This is a genomic window from Kribbella sp. NPDC020701, assembly GCF_055562215.1.
This window is the reverse complement of record NZ_JBVHFT010000008.1, coordinates 84458-104185: the sequence shown is the minus strand read 5'-3', so window position 1 is coordinate 104185 and position 19728 is coordinate 84458. Positions and strand designations below refer to the sequence as shown.

Below are 19728 nucleotides of genomic sequence, written 5' to 3'. Positions count from 1 at the left end.
AGGCAAGTACCCAGTTAGGGTCGACGGGTGAGCGTGCCTGAGGGGAATCCACGACCGGACAGTGAGATCGAGCGGGTGCTGGCGGTCGTCGCGCACCCGGACGACATCGACTTCGGCGGCGCCGGCACGGTCGCGATGTGGACCAAGGCCGGGATCGAGGTGCACTACTGCATCGTCACCGACGGTCAGGAGGGCGGCTTCGAGCCGGACCGGGACCGGGCCGAGATCCCCGCGGTCCGCCGGGCCGAGCAGACCGCGGCGGCCGGGCACGTCGGCGTCACCGACCTGCACTTCCTCGGGTACGCCGACGGCGCGGTCGAGCCGACTCCGGACCTGGTCCGGGACATCGTTCAGCTGATCCGGCGGATCCGCCCGCAGCGCTTGCTGACTCAGTCCCCCGACCGCGACTGGTCCCGTCTCCAGGTCTCGCACCCCGACCACCTCGCTGCCGCGGAGGCGACCGTCCGCGCCTTCTACCCCGCGGCCGGCAACCCGTACTCCTTCACCGAACTCGTCGAGGAGGCGTGGGACGTCGGCGAGCTCTGGATGATGGAGCACGCCGACCTCAACCACTACGTCGACATCACCGACACCATGGACCAGAAGATCGCCGCCCTGATGTCGCACCCCAGCCAGCACCGCGATCCCGAGACGCTCGCCGACCACATGCGGTCCCTGAGCCGCCGCCGGGCGACCGCCGCGGGTTTCCCGGCCAACCGCTACGCCGAAGGATTCACCGTCATCCGCCTGCGCTAAACGGGTTTGCGGTTGTCCGCCGGACGAGTCAGGGTGCGGGCATGACGATTTCTCATGCGGTGGTTGGGACTGGACCGGCGATGCTGCTCGTGCACGCGGGAGTTGCGGATGCGCGGATGTGGGGCCGGCAGGTCGAGGAGCTGAAGGCGGACCACCGGGTGATCACGGTTGACCTGCGCGGGTACGGCGAGACTCCCCTCGAGGCGGGCGCCAAGTACTCGGACGCGGGCGATCTGCTGGAACTGCTCGACGAGTTGGGCGTGGACAGCGTGGCCGCGGTCGGTGCGTCGTTCGGCGGGTACGTCGTACAGCAGGCGGCCAGCCGGCAGCCGGAGCGGTTCAACCGGCTGGTGCTGATCTGCGCGCCGACGGACAACGTCCTACCGACGGACGACCTGCGGGCGGTGTGGGCCGAGGAGAACCAGTTCCTCGAGGCCGGTGACGTCGACGCGGCCACCGACCTGATGGTGCGGAGCTGGATCGGGCCGGACGCGGACGATGAAGCACGCGAGCTGCTCCGGGCCATGCAGAAGCGGGCCTACGAGGTGCAGATCGCCGCCGGTGACGACGTGGACAACGAGGAGTACGCCGTCGAGCCGGAGAAGATCAGCGCGCCCGTGCGATTGATCACGGGCGCGCATGATTTCCAGTTCTTCGCCGACTCCGCGACGTACCTGGCCGAGCGGCTGCCGAACGTCGAGCGGATCGACCTCCCGTGGGCCGGCCACCTGCCGACCCTCGAGCGTCCGTCCGAGGCGTTGCGGTTGATCCTCTAGTCGGCGAGGGCGCCCATCGGGTCCCAGGCCGGCAGGACGATCGGCTCGTCGTCGAGCCGCGCCTGGAGCTCGGCGGGCAGGGCGGACCGACGGACGGCGATCTCGAAGACGTGCTCGCCGAACCACGAGTCGTTCATGGTCCAGAAGCCGTTGTCCGCCTTCTCGTCGCCCCAGCTGTTCTCCACCCGCCAGCGCCGCGGCTGACCGTCGAGCACGTCCACACCGGTGAACAGCATCGCGTGCGTCATCAGCGTCTCGTGGTGCACCAGCCGGTCGGCCTTGTTCAGGCTGAACTCGGTGTCGTAGACGGAGCCGTAGTCGTAGAGCTTGGCGTCCCAGTAGCCGAGGTCGGCGTTCATCTGCTTGCCGACGTCACACCCGAACCAGACCGGCTCGCCACCGACGACCGCGTCCTGGGTGAGCTGCTTCATCAGGTCGATGTCGACGTTCAGGTAGACCACCGGCGGGGCGTCGATGACGTTGCCCAGGTAGTCGACGGTGAAGGTCCGGCCGACCGGGCTGGTCTCCCGCGGGTCGTGCACGAGGCAGACGTACTCGTCGACGGGCAGCTGCACGTACGTCGCCGCGAACTCGGCCGGCGTGGTCCAGCCGTCGCGGTGGAAGGCCTTGTCGCCGTCCTTCCACTGCCACAGGAACTTCTGCGGCGGCGTGCCGAGGTGGATGCTCAGCACCCGGTGCACCGTGGTCAGGATCTCCTGCTTGCGGTCGCGCCGCGCCTCCGTGCCGTCCAGCGCCCGCAGGTCGCGCGCACCTTGGCGGAGCAGCTTGCGAAGGATGTCGTTCATCTGCCCGGTCGAGGACGAGCTCTCGGTCTCCGGCATCGCCGACTTCGGCACCAGGCCGTGCTTGCGGACGACCGCGATGAACATGTTCCACTGGCCACCGTCACCGATCGGGTCGGACAGCAGGTGCGCCACCGTCCGGTCGTCGGCGTCGCGGTCCGCGGTGTCGATGATCGCCTCGAGGAAGAAGTTGGCCCGCTCGAACTTGTCCCAGAACAACACGTAGTTCTGGGAGAACTCGAAGTCCTTGACCCCGAGCTTCCCGGCCGCGCCGGCGCGCAGCAGGTTCAACCCGGCGAACAGCCAGCAACGGCCGCTCTTCTTCTGGTTGGTCACCTTCCAGTCGTCCAGCAGGTTCGACACCGAGTGGTCGATCGAGGTGACCACCTGTCGGTCCAGGGCGATGGTATTGACCGGCGTCTGCGTGACGGCGTTCTGCATCACCCGGTACTGCGGGTTCGACGCGAACTCCTTCTCGAAGAGCGCGAGCTGTTCGGCTGTGAGATTCCGCTCCATAGCAGTCGACGGTATAACAGCGACCAAGCCGGTACCGCCTCTGCCGGGGTGGCGAATGTCTGCCCTGTCCAAAACCCGCCACCGGCAGGCCCTTGCGTTATGCTAAATGAAAACGACATTCAACAAAGGAGGGGTGGCCATGCCTCGACGTCCGGCCCCGACCAGCAAACGCAAGCCGAAGCAGAACCCGCTCGACCGCGACGGCATCACCTACATCGACTACAAGGACACCGCGCTGCTGCGCAAGTTCATCTCCGACCGCGGAAAGATCCGCTCCCGCCGGGTCACCGGGCTGTCGGTGCAGCAGCAGAAGCAGGTCGCCCGGGCGATCAAGAACGCCCGCGAGATGGCCCTCCTGCCCTACACGTCGGCCAACCGCTGAGCGTCGTACGAGCGTTTGACCTTCCACTCACCGCAAGCACACGGTTTCCGCTCAGCGAACGCCATACTGCGCGCATGACGGCGAGTGTGAGTTCGCGACTGCTGGCGGTGCTGCGCACCTTCAGCCATCGCACGCCGTCGCAGACTCTCTCGGAGATCAGCCGGCGCTCCGGACTGCCGCTCACCACGACTCATCGGTTGGTGCGCGAGCTGCTGCAGGGCGGCGCGCTCGAGCGTGACGCCGACGGCCGCTACCGGATCGGCCTGTGGCTGTGGGAGCTCGCCGCGCTGGCTCCGCGCGGCCTCGGACTGCGCGAGCTCGCGATGCCGTTCCTGGAGGACGTGTTCGAGGCGACCCGGCAGCATGCGCAGCTCGCCGTACTCGATGGGGCAGATGCCGTGTTCCTCGAGCGGATCTCCGGCCGCGGTGCGGTACATGTGTTCACCCGGGTCGGCGGCCGGTTGCCTTTGCACGCGACCGGCGTGGGCCTGGTGCTGCTGGCCCACGCCGACCGCGAACTGCAGGAGACCGTGATCGCCGGACCGCTCAAGCGCTTCACCCGTCATACCGTTGCCGACGGCGAGCAGCTACGGCGCCGGCTCGCGGACATCCGGCGGGACGGGTATGTGATCAGCAGTCGCGCGATCGAGGAGATCAGCCTGTCGGTGGCGGCACCGGTGTACGGCGCCGACGACCGGGTCGTGGCCGCGGTGTCGACGGTCGTCCCGTACGGGCGCCACGATCCACTGACCCTGGTCCCGTTGATCAAGGCCGCCGCCCGCGGGATCTCACGCGTGCTCGGTGCGCCCAGTGCCACCGGCCTCCCCAGGTCGGTCCGCCGTACGTCCTGGCAACCGGACTGAGCCCGCGACCGGCAGGTCAACCTGGGAGGGTTTTACCCCCTATGAGGGACATTTCCCTCCCCTGTCGACGCCCAGGTTCTCCCCTCGAACGCGTGACGATGCATGCGGGGCGGAGAGGGCTTGGGTGGGTCAGACGAGCCGGCGGTCCGTGGCCCAGCGGGTGAGTTCGTGGCGGTTCGACAGCTGGAGCTTGCGTAGCACCGAGGAGACGTGGGTCTCGACCGTCTTCACCGAGATGAACAGCTCGCGGGCGACTTCCTTGTAGGCATAGCCGCGCGCGATCAACCGCAGCACCTCACGCTCTCGCTGGGACAGGCGATCCAGGTCCTCGTCGACCGTCGCGATGTCGATCGCGCCGGAGAAGGCGTCCAGGACGAAGCCGGCCAGCCGTGGCGAGAAGACCGCGTCACCGTCCGCGACCCGGTTGATCGCGTCGATCAGCTCGGTGCCGCTGATGTTCTTGGTGACGTAGCCGCGAGCACCGGCCCGGATCACGCCGATCACGTCCTCGGCCGCGTCCGACACCGACAGCGCCAGGAACTTGACGTCCGGGTGCCGCTGGTGGACCTGCTTCATCACCTCGATACCGCCGCCACCGGGCAGGTGGACGTCCAGCAGTACGACGTCGGGCTCGGTACCCACGATCGCCTTGACCGCGGTGTCGACGTCGGATCCCTCCCCGACGATGTCGACCGCGGCGCCGATCTCGCTGCGTACCCCGGCCCGGAACATGTCGTGATCGTCGATGACGACAACGCGCCTGCTGCTCATCTGTCCATCTCCAGTCGCACTTCGGTCCCTGTCTCCGGATCGGACCGCACCATCGCGCGGCCGCCGTGCCGTTCCATCCTGCCCATCACACTGTGCCGCAGGCCGAGCCGGTCGTCCGGCACGCCGTCGACGTCGAACCCCTTGCCGCGGTCGCGGACGAACATCTCCGCCCGGTCCCCGTCCACCTCGACGAACACGTCGATCTTCGCCGCACCGGAGTGCTTGGCCGCGTTCACCATCGACTCGCGCGCGGCCCGGACCATCGCCGCCAGCCCCTCGGTCAGGTCACAGTCCCCGACCGTCACCACCTCGACCGGCACGCCATGCGAGTCCTCGACCTCGGCCGCGGCCCGCTTGGCGGCACCGGCGAGTGTCTGGTCGGTGATGTCGTCCTCGTCGTACAACCAGGACCGCAGTTCACGTTCCTGCGACCGCGCAAGCCGGGCCACGGCGCGCGGGTCGTCGGCCTGCTTCTGGATCAGCGCCAGCGTCTGCAGGACCGAGTCGTGCAGGTGGGCGGCCATGTCCGCGCGCTCCTGCGACCGGACCCGCTCGGCCCGCTCCGCGTTCAGGTCCCGAGTCAGCCGGTGCACCCACGGCCCGGCGATGACACCCAGCCCGACCACCGCGAGCAACAGCGCGATCAGTACGTCGCCGACCATCGAGAGCCGGCCGTTCTGCACCAGGAACACGGTGACCGCGGTCCCGATCAGGACCAGGCCGACGGCGATCCGGGTCAGCGACTTCCAGCCACCCTTGCCGAGCAGGACACCGAGGAACGGGACGCGCATCCCCTTGGTCCACTCGGCCTTCTGACTCTCGTCAGCCTGTCGCCAGATCAGCGCCAGACCGGTGCCGGCGAACACCAGCGGCCAGAACATCTTCCCGGCGATCCCCAGCCCGGCGACCTGCAGCAGGAGCAGCAGCCCGACGCCGATGGCCACCAGCGCCGTCACCTGACCGCGGCTCTTCTCCCGCTTCCGCTCCTTGGCCTCGGTCACCGGCGGTGGCGGCTCGTCCGAGCGCATCCCGCTCCGCGTGTGCGCCGCCAGCCCTGGCGCGGCCGGCATGGTCTGGGGCGCCAGCGGCATCAGGAACCACAACGCCGCATAGATCAGTACGCCGAACCCGCCGAACACAGTGGCCGCGATCAGCACCAAGCGGACGACCGTGTCCGACACACCGAGGTGATCCGCGATCCCCCCGGCGACGCCGGCGACGATCCGTCCCTCGGTACGGCGATACGCCCGGCGGACAGGTGGTGCGTCGATCGGCGGCCTCGGCTGACCCGGCTGACCGCCGGACGCTTGCCCGGGGAAGCCTGGCCCGTAGCCCGGCCCGGCCGGTCCACTGAACGCCGCGCCCGCACCGGCGTACCCGTTCCCGGCCACGGCTCCCGCGGCCTGCGCGGCGGCGGCCTGCCGGGCGGCGTAGGCGGCGTACGGACCTTGGTACTGCTTCGGCCCCTTCGGACCCCAGCCCTTGTACTGCCACTGGTCCGTGCCGGGAGACTGAGCCTGCGCAGGCGGAGACTCGGGAGGGGCTCCGTTCGCGGAGGACCCGCCCGAGGGCGTGGCTGCTGGCTGGCTCATCACAACGATCGTCACATGTGGACGGGGCCGACACCAGCAGGCTTGTCCCCGGCTGTCTCCTCAGCACCCGTCGACCCTGCTCAGGGTCCCCTCCGGGAGAACCCCGAAAGCCTGCCTGGCGGCGCCCGGCGTCCGGGTGACTCCGGGGTCCTCTGGGGGCATCCCCGATGTGATCAGGGCGCCGGGCGCGCCACTATCGATGTCATGGAGCAGAACCAGAGTGGACCCGGTGGGTTCGACCGCGGCGGCCTGCAGAACGTGCAGAGCTGGCAGCGGAGCCGGTCGGACCGGTGGGTGGCCGGCGTCTGCGGCGGAATCGGCCGCGCGCTGAACATCGACCCGGTCCTGATCCGCGTGGTGATGGCAGTCCTGATCATCAGCGGTCCGGGGGTCATCTTCTACATCGCCGCCTGGGTGCTGATGCCCGACGAGGGCAGTGAGCGCTCGGCGGCGCAGGGTCTGCTCGGCGACCGGGTCCGGCCCGACCACCCGTGGCTGTGGCCGATCGTGATCGGCGTCTGCGTGTTCGTGGCCATCGCGATGATGTCGTCGTTCAACATCGGCCGGTTCGTCCCCGGCCCGCTGATCGTGCTCGCGGTGATCTGGCTGGCCGCCAAGCACCGCAAGGGCCGGCGCGGCGGTGTCAGTTGGAACGGCCCCGGGACGCAGTGGAACAACCAGCCGCAAGGCGGTGAGCCACCGCGGCCCCAGGACACGACTGCCGCGTACCAGCAGCCCACCACTTCGGCGTACATGCCTCCTCAGACCGGCCCGTCAGCTCCCCCGACGGGTTCGGCGTCCTCGGCCACACAGCGACCCCAGGACCGCACCGTCGAACCGGTCCAGGCTGTGTGGACCGAGGACGACCCCCTCGGCCTGTACGTCGACGAGCCGCCGACCGGGCCTCCGCCCGCCCGGACGAAGCCGGCCGGACCGCCCGCCAAGGGCGTCCGCGGAATCAAGTCGATCGTCGTACTGCTGACCGGTCTCGCGATCGGGATCGCCGCGCTGGCGGGCGCGCCGACGGCGACCATGCTGATCATCGGCCTGGCCACGCTCGGCGCGGGCATGCTGGTCGGTGGATTCGTCGGCCGCACGCTGGCGCTGCTGCCGCTGGGCCTCTTGCTCGCGGCCGGCGCGGTGGTGAGCACCGTGTTCCCGAACGGGCCCCGCAACTTCGCCGACACCAACTATGTCGCGCCGGTCGGTCAGACCATCACCGCGACCGGGACGAGCTACCAGTTCGACGCGGGCTCGGTGATCCTGGACCTGACCAAGGCGAAGTTCGCGCCGGGCGCCAAGGTCGAGGTGCACGGCGGGGTCGGCGAGGTGGTCGTCAAGCTGCCGGAGAACGTCGACGTCGACGGGCAACTGTCGACCGAGATGGGCGACGTGGCCTGGCTGAACGAGCACAAGGGCGGCCATAATGCGGAGCTGACCGTGAAGGACCTCGGCGCCGACGGCAAGGCCGGCCCGGAGCAGGTCACCCTGGACCTGGACCTCAGGCTGGGCAGTATCAAGGTGGAGCGCCGATGAAGCACCCCGACAAGCGGACCAAGGCGGATGTGCCAGGCGTCGTCGCCGGCACCATCCTGACCGGCGCCGCGACGATCTGGATGCTGAACGACAACGGCATCCTGCAGACCGACGACCTCGGCGTCACCGGCGCCCTCCTGCTCGTCACCGCCGGCGTCATCGGCCTGGCCGCCTCGCACCGCGGCTGACTCTGCAGTGGGATCGTCGCTCGGGTGAGAAGCGGGCTCGGCTAGGCTTGTGGACCGCTCGACGGCTCTTGGCCGGGGGCGAGTACCCGAGGGGTCCGGGTCAAGCGGGTCCCGTGGTCAAGGAGTTCCGATGGTGCGCGGCACCGTGAAGTGGTTCAACGCCGACAAGGGCTACGGCTTCCTGGCCGTCGACGGCCAGGACGACGTGTTCGTCCATTGGAGCAAGATCGTCTCCGACGGCTACAAGACCCTGGAGGACGGCCAGCCGGTCGAGTTCCAGATCGTCGACGGCCCCAAGGGCCGCGAGGCCGACACCGTCACCCCGGTCTGAGCGCGGCGCAACCAGTTGCCGCCGCACCCGGGTTTCCGGACTGCACCGATCCGCGACAACCGGTAACCTGTCGTCTCACCGTGTGAGGGGTGGAGACGTGACAGAGCCGGTACCCGTGATCCGCAAGCTCGAGCAGGCGCTGTCCGACGACGACTTCGCGTGGTCGCTGCTGCTGGTCGGCGAGGACCAGACCGACAAGCTCGCCACGCTGACCGGCGACCTGCGCGGACCGTTCTCCAAGACCGGTGACGGCAAGCAGATCACCTCGGGCTTCTCCTACTGGGGCATCGGCCCGACGATCGCCTGGGCGAACGCCACCAACGACCCGTTCTACCTGGTCATGAAGGCCGGCGCGGAGTCATTCCTGCGGCACTGGCGCAAGGTCCGCCCGCACGTCGACAACGGCGGATTCCACCTGGTCAGCCTCGGCGTCGGGACCGGCGTGAAGGACCGCACGATCCTCGGCGACATGCGCCGGCACAACCGGGACATGTTCTACATCCCGGTCGACATGAGCTCGGAGATGCTCCGGATGGGCACTCTGGAGCCGGTCCGCGGCGCCCGGTTCCCGATGTCGCAGGTGCTGCCGGTGCAGCTCGACTTCTCGATGGCCGACAACATGGACGAGCTCGCCCAGATGCTGTCCCGGCTGGTCGGCGACGACCCGATCCTGTTCACGCTGACCGGCAACACGCTGGCCAACTTCGAGAGCGACGAGGAGCTGCTCAGCACGCTCACCCGGGTGCTGCGGCCGCAGGACCGGCTGCTGCTCGAGGTCGCCACCACCAGCAGCCTGGACCCGGAGGCGGCGAAGGCGGCCGCCGACGAGTACCACCAGACCCGCGCCTTCGCCGAGTTCGTCACCAGCGCCCTGCGCTACAACACCGATCTGACCATCGACAACGACCGGATCGACTTCCGCGGCGAGGTCGAGACCGACGACGCGCTGCGGGTGAAGATCGTCTGGCAGAACAACACCGGTGAGCCGATCGTGATGGGGCTGCCGGACCACACCGAGGTGGTGCTCGAGCCGGAGGACACGATCCTGCTCTACACCACCCGGAAGTTCTCCACCGAGAGGCTGAAGAAGCTCACCACCGCCTGCGACCTGACGCCGATCGAGCACGCACACTCCGGTTTCCGGTACACGCGCCGCCCGAGTCCCTTCGGCCTCGACCTGCTCCTCCTCGCGCCGGGCTCGGCCGGGGACCTCACCACCTCGAGCCTGGCTGACGACATCTGGTCCACATGAGTGATGGCGTGCCTGATCCGGAGGTGCGCCGCGCGCGGTCACGGGTGCTTGCGCGGTTACGGCAGCTCCGGCTGGCGCTTCCCCTGGTCGACGCGCGCTGGGCGGCGTACCGGCGGACAGTGGTCACGGCGGTCAGCTACGGGCTGCTCGCGCTGGCGTTCGTACTCGGCGTCATCTGGTTCTTCTGGCCGGAGAACTCGCGGTGGGAGCCGGCCGTCAACTCGCTCACCCTGGTCGCCGGGCTGACCGGCATCTTCGTCGAGCGGCTGACTGCCGAGGCAGAACGCCGTACGGAAGTACTCCGGGCGGTCGCGGACGAACTGCGGGAGAACACCCGGCTGCTCAGCGACGACCGGTTCTCGCCGAACACCCCGACGACCCGGCAGGTCTACCCGCGGCTGGTGGTGTCCGCGGTCGACCTCGCTCTGGTGTCGGGCGCCCTCGGGCTGCGCCGCGATGCCGAGCTGGTCGGCCTGCTGCACCGGTGGCGCGACACCGTGCACCTGTTCAACCGCCGGCTCGACCTGACCGAGATCAGCACGTTCTCGAACACGATCTCGCCGACCGAGCTGGCCGCGTTCCACCGGGCACTGCATCGGGAGAACAGCTACTTCGCCGCCACCCGCGAGATGCTCGACAACCTCCTGACGCACTTAACGGCCGAGGCCGTAAACCGGGCGAACTCTGCCAGTAGCGGCAAATCCGGCTGAGTGGTTGACTTCGCCACACCGTGAGAGCTTCACTTTCGGACAGGACCGTAAATACGGCACCCCGGAGGCATCGCATGCGATCAGTCCGCTCGCTCATCGCGGTGGCGCTCGCCGCCGTACTCGTCACCACTCCGACCACACCTGCGCAGGCCGAACCCGGTCCACCGACCGGCACGCTCGTCTCGCTCGGTACGCCGCTGTCCGACGTACTCCTGATCGGGGGCACCGTCGCTCCCGGCCCGAACGGCAAGACGGCGATCTGGAACGTCTCCACGGGTAGCCCGGCGTACCTGAACGCCATCGACCCGGCCACCGGCGCCAGCCTGCTCTCCGCGGCGCTGCCCGGCGCCGACGGCAGCTACGCGGTGGCCGCCACGCCGGACGGCACGATCTATGTCGGCACGTACAACAACGGCCACCTCTACCGCCTACGCCCGGGCGGCACGGTCGAGGACCTCGGCCGGCCGATCGCGACCGAGAGCTTCATCTGGCGCATCACAACCGATGACCAAGGCAACGTGTACGGCGGTACGTTCCCGAACGGCAAGGTCTTCCGGTACGACGACCAGACCGGCGCCGTCCGCGACTACGGCACGGTGAAACCCGGCCAGACGTACGTCAAGAGCATCGACTACGCCGACGGCAAGATCTACACCGGCTCGCTGCCCGACGCGCACATCATGGAGGTCGACGCCACGACGGGCGCGATCACCGAGCTCCCCTCGCCGCCCGGACTCGGCGACCCGGCCGACAAGGTCGTCTACGACCTGAACGCCCGCGGCGGCCGCGTCTACGCCCGGATCAGCACCGCCTTCCCCGGCCCGCTCTACGTCTGGGACGTCGCGAGCCGGACCTGGGTGGACGAGATCCCGAACGCCCACGGCCTGGACATCTCTCCGGTCGGCGCGAACGGTGAGATCTACCTGATCCAGGCGAGCGAGCTGAAGAAGTACGACCCGGCCACCAAGACGCTGACCGGGACCGGGCTGACCTTCACCGGCCGGATCCAGAACGCCCGCTCGATCGGGTACGCCGACCTCGGCCTGCCCGACTACCCGGGCACCAGCGTGGTCGGCACGCTCTGGCGCGGCGAGGAGTTCCGGTACAACCCGCAGACCGGCAAGTCCGAGATCTTCCAGACCCAGGTACGACGTGAGCCGATCGAGATCCTGTCCGTGGCCGGTGGCAAGGACAAGATCTACGCCGGTGGCTTCCTGAACGGCGGCGTGTCCGTGGTCGACCCGTCCACCGGCGCGGCCACCTTCAACCGGTTCTCGCAGGTCGAGGCCCTGCTGGAAGGGTCCGACGGCGAGCTGTGGATCGGCGCCTACCCCGAGGCCCGGCTCTACGCCTACGACCAGAGCCAGCCCTGGAGCAGTCCGGAGTACTCCCCCGGACCGCCCGGTACGCCTGACAACCCCAAGCAACTGCTGAACCTCAAGCCTGACCTGTTGCAGACCCGCGCGCGTGCCCTGGTCGAGGTGAACGGGAAGATTGCCGTCGGCACCGTCCCCGACGGCGACCGGCTCGGCGGCGCGCTGGTCATCTACGACCCGAAGACCACCACGGCGCAGAAGTACCGCAATGTGGTCCAGGACGAGAGCGTCTTCGGCCTGACCGCAAGTCACGGCATCGTCTACGGCGGTACGTCGATCGCCGGCGGACTCGCGACCACACCACCGACCCGGGACGCGGGCACCGTGTTCGCCTGGGACGTGGCCAAGGCCCGCAAGCTGTGGGAAACCGTCCCCGTGCCCGGCGCGGCCACGGTATCGTCCGTGACGATCGGACCGGACGGGCTGCTCTGGGGCGTGGCCGGCAAGACCGTGTTCGCCGTCGACCCGCAGGGCGGCAAGGTGCTCAAGTCCTTCACGCTCGGGAGCACGACGTCCAGCGGCGACATCGTGGCGACCCCGGAGGCGGTCTACGTGAGCATCGACCTGAACAAGATCTACCGGATCGCGCCCGGAAAGAAGGCGATCCCGACGCTGTTCGTCGAGCACCCGCACCGGCGGCTCGGCGTCCGGGGAGATCACCAGCTGCTGCTCACCAGTGGCTCCACCCTGTTCCGAGTTGATATCAGCCGTTGACAGCCGAAATTCGACCCGGCTACTTTCGGTCCTGACCGTTATTCGGTCTCCTATTTCCGGCCCTGACTTTCCGGACACCCTGGGGGTGTGATGATTTCGACCGTTCGCCGCATCGCGGCACCACTCATGGCGCTCGTGCTCGCCGCCGCGCTCAGTTCCTGCGGCAACGACGACTCGGGCTCCTCGTCGGAGAAGAAGAGCGTCACGCTCTGGATGTACCCGGTCATCGCCGACCAGGCGATCAGCGACGCCTACTGGAAGAAGGTCGAGACCGACTTCGAGGCGGCCAACTCCGGCATCGACCTGAAGGTCGAGATGCAGCCGTGGGCGAACCGCGAGGAGAAGCTCGCCGCCGCGTTCTCGGGCAAGAAGGGCCCGGACGTGCTGCTGATGATCCCCGACCAGATCCCGCAGTACGTCAAGAGCGGCTCGCTGGAGCCGATCGACGACGTGGTCGAGCCGGACAAGGACAGCTTCCTGCCGGCCGCGATCCCGGGCCTGACCGTCGACGGCAAGGTGTACGGCGCACCGATTTACCACACCGTCACGACGACGATGTACAACAAGACGATCCTGACCAAGGCCGGGATCAGCACGCCGCCGGAGACCTGGGACGAGATCAAGGCGGCCGCTCCGAAGATCAAAGCCGCCGGGTTCTCCACGCTGGACTACTCGGCCTCGCCGGAGGCGACGCTGAACCTCAGCTTCTACCCGCTGCTCTGGCAGGCCGGCGGCAAGGTGTTCGCCGACGACGGCAAGACCGTGGCGTTCAACCAGGCCCCGGGTCTGGAGGCACTGATCTTCCTGAAGGGCCTGTGGGACGAGGGCGCGATCTCGAAGACCGCACTCACCAGCGTGCAGACGATCACCGACTCGGCGCTCGGCAAGGGGCAGGTGGCGATGGCGTTCACCAGCGTCCCGGCCGACGCTGCCACGGTCGGGAAGACCTGGGGTGCGGCGAACGTCGAGGTCGGCGCGCCGCTGACCGACAAGAAGCAGGTCGGGTACGGGATCCCGGGTGGTCTCGTGATGAACGCCGCGACGGGCAACCCCGACGGGGCGAAGAAGTTCTTGTCGTTCATGGTCCAGCCGGCCCAGTTGGACGCGCTCAGCAAGGCGTCCGGCTACTACTCGCCGCGCAAGGACGCGAAGTACGAGTCGACCGACCCCAACGCCGCGAAGTTCAAGGACGCCCTGCAGTACGCCGTCCCCGGTGAGGCGAACCCGTCCGCGCGGCAGGTGATGTCGATGCTGAGCACCGAGATCCAGGCCGTGCTGACCGGCAAGAAGCAGCCGCAACAAGCGCTGGACGACGCCGCCAAGCAGGCCAACGACCTGCTCGCGAGGCAACGTTGACGGATAGTGTGCCGACGGCATCGGCCGACGGGGTCGCGGGTCGGGCGGGACCCGCGGCCGGCCGGTCGTCGCGCTCAGGGGGTGGGCCTCGGCGCAGGCCCTGGATCGGGTTGCTGTTCGTCGCCCCGATGTTCCTGCTGTTCCTGCTGTTCCGCTTCCTGCCGGCGATCGGCGCCCTGTTCCTGTCGCTGACCGACTACCGGATCAGCGGCACGTGGGATTTCATTGCCTTTGACAACTACACGCGGTTGTTCTCGGACAAGGTGTTCCACGAGGCGCTGGTGGTGACGATCACCTACACGGTGATCTTCGTGCCGCTGACGGTGCTGCTCTCGCTCGGCACCGCCGTGCTGCTGCATCAGGTGGTCTGGAAGCGCGGCTTCTTCCGCGGCGTCTTCTTCCTGCCCTACGTGACCAGCATCGTGCTGGCCGCGGTGCTCTGGAAATGGATCTACGACGCGCAGGACGGTCTGCTGAACGCCGTCCTCGCGCTGGTGAGCGTCGGCCCGGTCGACTTCCTCGGCCAGTCCGGGTCGGTGCTGCCGTCGATCGCGGTCACCTCGGCCTGGAAGGGCTTCGGCTACTCGATGCTGATCCTGCTCGCGGGCCTGCAGGCGGTGCCGAAGTCGTACCTGGAGGCCGCGATGATCGACGGCGCCAGTACCTGGCAGCGGTTCCGCTACGTCACCCTGCCGCAACTGCGCCCGGTGCTGTTCTTCGTGCTGGTCATCGAGACCATCGGCGCCTTCCAGGTCTTCGACGCGATGTACGTGATGACCGGCGGCGGCCCGGTCCGCTCCAGCTACTCGCTCGTGTACTTCCTCTACGACAGCGGCTTCAAGTACTTCGACTTCGGCTATGCCAGCGCGATCGGTCTGGTGCTGTTCCTGATCGTGCTGATCGTCTCGCTCGTGCAGCGACGGCTGGTCGGGAGGGACGACTGATGGTGAACGTGCTCGACCGCCCACCCGTGCGGGAGCAGAAGGAGACCTCGGCGGCCGGACAGCGGCCGGCTGCCCGGCTGACGCTGCCGACCCTGCTGACGCTGACCGCGATCGTCACGATCGTGCCGTTCGCGGCGATGGTCCTGGTCGCGTTCGCACCGCCGAGCGGCCAGACCTTCCCGGGCGCGCTGAACCCGGCCCACTTCACCTTCGAGAACTTCTCGAGGGTGCTGTCGAGCTCGGACATCCCGCGCTGGACGGTCAACTCGCTGCTGTACTCGCTGGTGTCGGTCGTGTGCGTGCTGCTGTTCGCCTCGATGGCCGGCTACGCGTTCGCGAAGAAGAAGTTCCCCGGCCGGGAGATCATCTTCTGGGCGTTCCTGGCCACGCTGATGGTCCCGTTCCAGGCGACCCTGATCCCGTCGTACATCCTGGTCTCGCAGCTGGACTGGGTGGACAGCTACTGGGGCCTGATCGTGCCCACGCTGGCGAACTCGCAGGCCGTGTTCCTGATGCGCCAGTTCATCAGCCAGCTCCCGGACGAACTGTTCGAGGCGGCCGAGATCGACGGTGCCCCGGAGTGGCGGATCTTCACGATGATCGTGCTGCCGCTGATCCGCCCGGTGCTCGCGACGCTCGGGATCTTCGTGTTCCTGTGGCACTGGAACGACTTTCTGTGGCCGCTCGTGATCGGCCAGTCCGGCACGATGCAGACCCTGACCGTCGGCCTGGCCACGCTGCAGACCCAGGCGGTGCCGATCAACGAGATCATGGCCGGCGCGACCATCACCGTCGTACCGAGCCTGCTCGTGTTCGGTCTGTTACAGCGCTACCTGACCGACAGCATCGCGATGTCGGGGCTGAAAGCCTGAAGATCATCCGTTGCAGGTGAGGACGTCCAGGCCCCCGGCCACCACTGTGGGGTCATGAGTGACAGCGAGGAGCTGGCACAGCTGCGCCGGCGCGTGGCGGAGCTCGAGGTGGAGCTCGACGCCGCGAAACACGAGGTGCCAGGGGCCCCGGAACGATCTACGCGCGCCCACCGCTGGCGGGCGATCTCGGCAGCGGTGCTGATCACGCTCGCCTGCGTACTCGCGCCACTGTCGGCCACCGCCGTCTGGGCCAGCCGGCAGATCTCCGACACCGACCGGTACATCGAAACCGTCGCACCGCTGGCGAGCGACCCCGCCGTGCAGGCCACGGTCGCCAACGCGGTGACCAACGAGATCTTCAACGCCATCGACATCCAGGGCATCACCACGGAGGCCCTCAACGCGATCGCCCAGCAGGGTCTGCCCCCGCGGGTGGCGAGCAACCTGCAGGCACTCAGCGGGCCGCTCGCCAACGGTGTGCAGGGGTTCATCCGGGACCAGGTCAACAACTTCGTCGCGAGCCCCGAGTTCGCCAACGTCTGGCAGACCGCGAACCGGACCGCGCACACGGCCCTGGTCAACATGCTCGAAGGCAACCAGGGTGGCGCCCTCAGCGCCCAGAACGACACAGTCACGCTCAACCTGGCGCCGATCATCGCGCAGGTGAAGGAGCGGCTGGTCGCCCGCGGCTTCGGCCTGGCCGACCGCATTCCGACGATCGACAAATCGATCGTACTGGCGCAGTCCGACAGCGTCACGAAGGCCCAGGGCCTCTACCGGCTGCTCAACACCCTCGGTGTCTGGCTGCCGATCATCGCCCTGATCCTGTTCGTCGCCGGGGTGTACGTCGCCCGGGACCACCGCCGAGCGCTCCTCCTCGGCGCGCTGGGCGTCGTGGCCGGCATGCTGGCGCTGGGAGTCGGCCTGGCCGTCGGGCGCGCGCTCTACCTGAACGCCCTGCCGCCCGAAGTGCTGTCCCGCGACGCCGGTGGAGTCATCTTCGACACGATCGTGCGATACCTGCGGTACGGCATCCGCGCGGTCGGGGCACTCGCACTCATCGTCGCGATCGCGGCGTTCTTCAGCGGCCCGTCGGTCTCCGCCGTCCGCGCTCGGACCGGGTTCAAGAAGGGGATCGGCTCACTGCGTGGATCGGCCGAGTCGGCCGGTCTGAACACGGGACGCGTCGGAAGCTGGACGTACGCGCACAAGCGTTTGCTCCTGATCGCCAGCGTCGTCGGTGGCGCGCTCGTACTCACTTTGTGGTCGCGGCCGACCGTCACCGTCGTCGTGGTCATCGCCTTGGTGGTGCTGTTCGCGGTGGCCGTGATCGAGTTCCTCGGCCGGCCTCCTACAGACCGGTCTCCGCTGGAAGGCGCCCGCTCTTGACGGCGTCGACGAACGCTGTGTAGTCACGCTCGTTCACGTCGGCGTACGCCTCGCCGAAGTCGGCCATCGCGTCCGGGAAGGCGTCGTCGCTGTTCAGGTAGGTCGCGAGGGCGATCCGGTCGCCGGAGCGGGCGTGCGCCCGGGCCAGGGTCCAGCCACAGAGCGCGCCGTACATCGTCATCCCGTTCGGATCCATCCGCTCGACCTCGGCGGACCCCTTCATGTCGCGCAACTGGCGCACGTAGAAGTCGCGCTCCCGGCCGTCGATGCCCTCGACCCGCTGCCAGCCGAGGAAGATGTCGCTGGCCGCCTGCATCAGCCGCTGGCCGTGCACGACCCGCTCGCCCTCGTTCCGCGGCCCGCGCTGCCGGAAGGCGGACGGAACGTGCGCTCGCAGGACCGACGGACCCGCCTCCTTCACCTGCAGGAACAACGGATCGCCGTCGTCGCGGCCGCGCAGCAGCACGATCCAGCAGCGCGTACCGACGCTGCCCACACCCACGACCTTGCGGGCCAGGTCGACGAACTCGAACTCGTCGAAGAGGGCCCGGCGTTCACTGGGCAGCGTGCGGCGGTAGCGCAGCAGCAGGTTGCTGATCTGGTCTTCGAGCTCCGCCCGGCTGGCGTCGGGCAGCAGGTCGGCCATCGAAACGATCAACGGCGGATCCGATTTGATCCGCACCCCGTCGTCGGTGAGCTCGGTCAGCTTGGCGAAGGCTTTCAGGCTGTCGCTGCTGCGTGCCTTGGACAACGCCTGGTCGACGTTCTTGCGCCGCTTCGAGCTCAGCTTGTCGCGCAGCGCCTGCTCGAGCTCGTCGATGTCCGCTCGCGCGTACCAGACGTCGAGCGCCCGCATGGTGGCGAAGTCGGCGGTGGCGTCGCGGTACCGCCGGACGGCCTCCCGAACGACCTTGCGCCGTTCCTTGCCGGAGAAGCCGTTGCCGCGGCCGGCGACCGCGAGACTGGCGGCCAGCCGTTTGACGTCCCACTCGAACGGACCGGGGGCGGACTCGTCGAAGTCGTTGACGTCGAACAGCAGCCGGCGCTCGGGGGATCCGAACAGGCCGAAGTTCGACAGGTGGGCGTCACCGCACAGCTGGGCGCCCAGACCCGACACAGGCCCCGCGCCGAGGTCGGCCGCCATCCCCGCGGCGTTGCCCCGGAAGAAGGCGAACGGGGACTCCAGCATCCGGCCATGGCGCACCGGCACCAGCTCGGGAACGCGGTCCCGCGCCTGGTCCTCCATCGCGTCGACCGGATCCGGCCGCTTCGGCGACAGCACCAGCTCCGCCTGGGCGCGCGGCGGCAGCACCGTGCGTGCCGCGAGTCCGCGGCGAGCCCGCTGCCCCGGGGTCAGCCGGCCGGCCGGCACCGTCAGGTGGCCGATCGTGCTTGTGGGCGTCTGCACCGCCGTCGTGCCACGTGCATCCATACCGTCGCGCCCCCTCCGGTCGTGCTCGTGCATATCCGTCCAGCCAACAACCGAGCCCGCGGGCGAGCATCACCCACGGCGGATGAAGCCGCCGCGATCTCCTCCAGCGGAGAGGATGCCGGACCGTCGCCGGTGCGCTCTACTGAGCGGGGTGAAAGATGCCGAGGCCTCCTACCGACGCCTTTCCAAGGGCGAGCGACACCGGCTCGCGCGGACGTCGCTGCTGCGCTCCCTGCTGGTTTCGGCGGTCATCGTCGTCGGCTACTACGTCCTCCCGATGAACCTCGCCGACGATGCCGTGACCGTTTATCTGCTGGTCGGGCTCGTCGTGGTGACCCTCGTGCTCTTCTGGCAGCTCCGTGACATCGCCAGGTCGCCGTACCCGCGGATCCGGGCGATCGGCGCGCTGGCCACGTCCGTACCCCTGTTCCTGGTCGTCTTCGCCGCGACCTACTACGTCATCGAACAGACCCACCGGGGGAGCTTCTCCGAACCGTTGACCCGCACCGACTCGATGTACTTCACCGTGACGGTCTTCTCGACGGTCGGGTTCGGCGACATCACCCCGGTCTCCGAGGCGGCCCGCGTGGTCACCATGGTGCAGATGTTCGGCGACCTGCTGATCGTCGGTATCGGCGCCAAAGCGCTGCTGACCGCCGTGCAGGCGGGCCTCAGCCACCGTCACGATTGACCGGATTCCTCCCGCATCACGAGCATCTCGTCGCCGTGCACGGTCAGCGCCCAGATCACCAGGATGTCGACCGCGATCATGATCGTCGACCAGATCGGGTACGCCGCGAGGAAGGCGACGTTCACCAGGATGCTGACCACGGCGAGGATCACGCCGGCGATCCGTCCCCACAGCCGGCCGTTGAGCAGTCCGATCCCGGCCGCGATCACGATCACGCCCAGCGCCAGATGGATCCAGCCCCAGCCCGTGTAGTCGAGGTGAATGGTGAGCCCGCGCCGGCCGACCAGGTAGAAGTCGTCCTCGAACAAGGCCACGAAACCCTGGAAGGCGTGGAACATCCCCTCGACGATCATCATCACGCCCGCGAACAGGATCCAGCCGACCCATTTGCTCGGCCACTCGGGCACCTGGACCTCGCCGGATCCCGACGATTGCACGTGCCTGCCCCTGGACGTGGTGACCTCTGGCTCCGCCATGG

At 68.6% G+C, this 19728-nt stretch carries 20 protein-coding genes; 15 read left to right on the top strand and 5 right to left on the bottom strand.

What is annotated here, in order from left to right; translation table 11 throughout:
• Positions 1-27 precede the first annotated feature (27 nt).
• Positions 28-756, top strand: coding sequence for a PIG-L deacetylase family protein (locus ACZ3HV_RS20455; RefSeq protein ID WP_360363023.1), 729 nt, complete (start codon positions 28-30; stop codon positions 754-756).
• A gap of 41 nt (positions 757-797) precedes the next feature.
• Entirely contained in the window at positions 798-1532 is a 735-nt protein-coding gene (locus ACZ3HV_RS20450) for an alpha/beta fold hydrolase (RefSeq protein ID WP_465686532.1), read from the top strand.
• Here the strand turns inward: ACZ3HV_RS20450 and ACZ3HV_RS20445 are convergent.
• The gene (locus ACZ3HV_RS20445; RefSeq protein WP_360363019.1) at positions 1529-2851 is read right to left on the bottom strand and encodes a C1 family peptidase; all 1323 of its coding nucleotides are present in this window, start codon (positions 2849-2851) and stop codon (positions 1529-1531) included. The genes ACZ3HV_RS20450 and ACZ3HV_RS20445 overlap by 4 nt on opposite strands.
• Before the next feature lie 139 nt (positions 2852-2990).
• Between ACZ3HV_RS20445 and rpsR the strand changes: the two genes are divergently transcribed.
• Positions 2991-3233 (top strand): 30S ribosomal protein S18, encoded by a 243-nt coding sequence (gene rpsR, locus ACZ3HV_RS20440; protein ID WP_465686530.1) that lies wholly within the window; start codon positions 2991-2993, stop codon positions 3231-3233.
• A 74-nt stretch (positions 3234-3307) separates the two neighbouring features.
• Complete coding sequence (locus tag ACZ3HV_RS20435; protein ID WP_465686528.1) at positions 3308-4096, top strand: IclR family transcriptional regulator; 789 nt, start codon at positions 3308-3310, stop codon at positions 4094-4096.
• Positions 4097-4225: 129 nt separating this feature from the next.
• Here ACZ3HV_RS20435 and ACZ3HV_RS20430 read toward each other — a convergent pair whose 3' ends face one another.
• Both ACZ3HV_RS20430 and ACZ3HV_RS20425 read right to left on the bottom strand, forming a co-directional pair.
• On the bottom strand, positions 4226-4867 hold the full coding sequence (locus ACZ3HV_RS20430) for a response regulator (RefSeq protein WP_465686526.1): 642 nt from the start codon (positions 4865-4867) through the stop codon (positions 4226-4228).
• The gene (locus ACZ3HV_RS20425) at positions 4864-6459 is read right to left on the bottom strand and encodes an ATP-binding protein (RefSeq protein ID WP_465686524.1); all 1596 of its coding nucleotides are present in this window, start codon (positions 6457-6459) and stop codon (positions 4864-4866) included. The genes ACZ3HV_RS20430 and ACZ3HV_RS20425 overlap by 4 nt, the downstream gene beginning before the upstream one ends.
• Positions 6460-6663: 204 nt before the next feature.
• Here ACZ3HV_RS20425 and ACZ3HV_RS20420 point away from each other — a divergent pair, with 204 nt between their 5' ends.
• The 10 genes from ACZ3HV_RS20420 to ACZ3HV_RS20375 all read left to right on the top strand — a co-directional run bounded on the left by ACZ3HV_RS20420 (position 6664) and on the right by ACZ3HV_RS20375 (position 17127).
• The gene (locus tag ACZ3HV_RS20420; protein WP_465686522.1) at positions 6664-7995 is read left to right on the top strand and encodes a PspC domain-containing protein; all 1332 of its coding nucleotides are present in this window, start codon (positions 6664-6666) and stop codon (positions 7993-7995) included.
• Positions 7992-8183, top strand: a complete 192-nt coding sequence (locus tag ACZ3HV_RS20415) for a hypothetical protein (protein WP_360363009.1) — start codon at positions 7992-7994, stop codon at positions 8181-8183. Before ACZ3HV_RS20420 ends, ACZ3HV_RS20415 begins: the two co-directional genes overlap by 4 nt.
• 130 nt (positions 8184-8313) lie before the next feature.
• Positions 8314-8514 (top strand): cold-shock protein, encoded by a 201-nt coding sequence (locus ACZ3HV_RS20410; protein WP_360363007.1) that lies wholly within the window; start codon positions 8314-8316, stop codon positions 8512-8514.
• 97 nt (positions 8515-8611) lie between these two features.
• Positions 8612-9766, top strand: coding sequence for an L-histidine N(alpha)-methyltransferase (locus ACZ3HV_RS20405; RefSeq protein ID WP_465686518.1), 1155 nt, complete (start codon positions 8612-8614; stop codon positions 9764-9766).
• 8 nt (positions 9767-9774) lie between these two features.
• The gene (locus ACZ3HV_RS20400; RefSeq protein ID WP_465686516.1) at positions 9775-10476 is read left to right on the top strand and encodes a hypothetical protein; all 702 of its coding nucleotides are present in this window, start codon (positions 9775-9777) and stop codon (positions 10474-10476) included.
• Positions 10477-10550: 74 nt separating this feature from the next.
• On the top strand, positions 10551-12566 hold the full coding sequence (locus ACZ3HV_RS20395; protein ID WP_465686514.1) for a hypothetical protein: 2016 nt from the start codon (positions 10551-10553) through the stop codon (positions 12564-12566).
• Positions 12567-12656: 90 nt separating this feature from the next.
• Positions 12657-13922, top strand: coding sequence for an extracellular solute-binding protein (locus tag ACZ3HV_RS20390; RefSeq protein WP_465686809.1), 1266 nt, complete (start codon positions 12657-12659; stop codon positions 13920-13922).
• 110 nt (positions 13923-14032) lie between these two features.
• Positions 14033-14866: a carbohydrate ABC transporter permease gene (locus ACZ3HV_RS20385; RefSeq protein WP_465686512.1), complete on the top strand. Its 834-nt coding sequence runs from the start codon at positions 14033-14035 to the stop codon at positions 14864-14866.
• The gene (locus ACZ3HV_RS20380; RefSeq protein WP_465686510.1) at positions 14866-15738 is read left to right on the top strand and encodes a carbohydrate ABC transporter permease; all 873 of its coding nucleotides are present in this window, start codon (positions 14866-14868) and stop codon (positions 15736-15738) included. Before ACZ3HV_RS20385 ends, ACZ3HV_RS20380 begins: the two co-directional genes overlap by 1 nt.
• 54 nt (positions 15739-15792) lie before the next feature.
• The gene (locus ACZ3HV_RS20375; protein ID WP_465686508.1) at positions 15793-17127 is read left to right on the top strand and encodes a hypothetical protein; all 1335 of its coding nucleotides are present in this window, start codon (positions 15793-15795) and stop codon (positions 17125-17127) included.
• On the opposite strand, the gene ACZ3HV_RS20370 is transcribed toward ACZ3HV_RS20375, so the two are convergent.
• Positions 17090-18559: a DUF2252 domain-containing protein gene (locus ACZ3HV_RS20370; protein ID WP_465686506.1), complete on the bottom strand. Its 1470-nt coding sequence runs from the start codon at positions 18557-18559 to the stop codon at positions 17090-17092. The genes ACZ3HV_RS20375 and ACZ3HV_RS20370 overlap by 38 nt on opposite strands.
• A gap of 151 nt (positions 18560-18710) precedes the next feature.
• Here ACZ3HV_RS20370 and ACZ3HV_RS20365 point away from each other — a divergent pair, with 151 nt between their 5' ends.
• On the top strand, positions 18711-19250 hold the full coding sequence (locus ACZ3HV_RS20365; protein WP_465686504.1) for a potassium channel family protein: 540 nt from the start codon (positions 18711-18713) through the stop codon (positions 19248-19250).
• Here the strand turns inward: ACZ3HV_RS20365 and ACZ3HV_RS20360 are convergent.
• Complete coding sequence (locus ACZ3HV_RS20360; protein WP_465686501.1) at positions 19241-19726, bottom strand: DUF7144 family membrane protein; 486 nt, start codon at positions 19724-19726, stop codon at positions 19241-19243. The two genes, ACZ3HV_RS20365 and ACZ3HV_RS20360, sit on opposite strands and share 10 nt — an antisense overlap.
• Between the last annotated feature and the right edge of the window lie 2 nt (positions 19727-19728).

Excerpts from the sequence above, each read along its gene's own strand:
- ACZ3HV_RS20450 (WP_465686532.1), top strand. The coding sequence starts at position 798 with ATGACGATTTCTCATGCGGTGGTTGGGACTGGACCGGCGATGCTGCTC.
- ACZ3HV_RS20445 (WP_360363019.1), bottom strand. The coding sequence starts at position 2,851 with ATGGAGCGGAATCTCACAGCCGAACAGCTCGCGCTCTTCGAGAAGGAG.
- rpsR (WP_465686530.1), top strand. The coding sequence starts at position 2,991 with ATGCCTCGACGTCCGGCCCCGACCAGCAAACGCAAGCCGAAGCAGAAC.
- ACZ3HV_RS20435 (WP_465686528.1), top strand. The coding sequence starts at position 3,308 with ATGACGGCGAGTGTGAGTTCGCGACTGCTGGCGGTGCTGCGCACCTTC.
- ACZ3HV_RS20430 (WP_465686526.1), bottom strand. The coding sequence starts at position 4,867 with ATGAGCAGCAGGCGCGTTGTCGTCATCGACGATCACGACATGTTCCGG.
- ACZ3HV_RS20425 (WP_465686524.1), bottom strand. The coding sequence starts at position 6,459 with ATGAGCCAGCCAGCAGCCACGCCCTCGGGCGGGTCCTCCGCGAACGGA.
- ACZ3HV_RS20420 (WP_465686522.1), top strand. The coding sequence starts at position 6,664 with ATGGAGCAGAACCAGAGTGGACCCGGTGGGTTCGACCGCGGCGGCCTG.
- ACZ3HV_RS20415 (WP_360363009.1), top strand. The coding sequence starts at position 7,992 with ATGAAGCACCCCGACAAGCGGACCAAGGCGGATGTGCCAGGCGTCGTC.
- ACZ3HV_RS20410 (WP_360363007.1), top strand. The coding sequence starts at position 8,314 with ATGGTGCGCGGCACCGTGAAGTGGTTCAACGCCGACAAGGGCTACGGC.
- ACZ3HV_RS20395 (WP_465686514.1), top strand. The coding sequence starts at position 10,551 with ATGCGATCAGTCCGCTCGCTCATCGCGGTGGCGCTCGCCGCCGTACTC.
- ACZ3HV_RS20390 (WP_465686809.1), top strand. The coding sequence starts at position 12,657 with ATGATTTCGACCGTTCGCCGCATCGCGGCACCACTCATGGCGCTCGTG.
- ACZ3HV_RS20380 (WP_465686510.1), top strand. The coding sequence starts at position 14,866 with ATGGTGAACGTGCTCGACCGCCCACCCGTGCGGGAGCAGAAGGAGACC.
- ACZ3HV_RS20375 (WP_465686508.1), top strand. The coding sequence starts at position 15,793 with ATGAGTGACAGCGAGGAGCTGGCACAGCTGCGCCGGCGCGTGGCGGAG.
- ACZ3HV_RS20370 (WP_465686506.1), bottom strand. The coding sequence starts at position 18,559 with ATGGATGCACGTGGCACGACGGCGGTGCAGACGCCCACAAGCACGATC.
- ACZ3HV_RS20360 (WP_465686501.1), bottom strand. The coding sequence starts at position 19,726 with ATGGCGGAGCCAGAGGTCACCACGTCCAGGGGCAGGCACGTGCAATCG.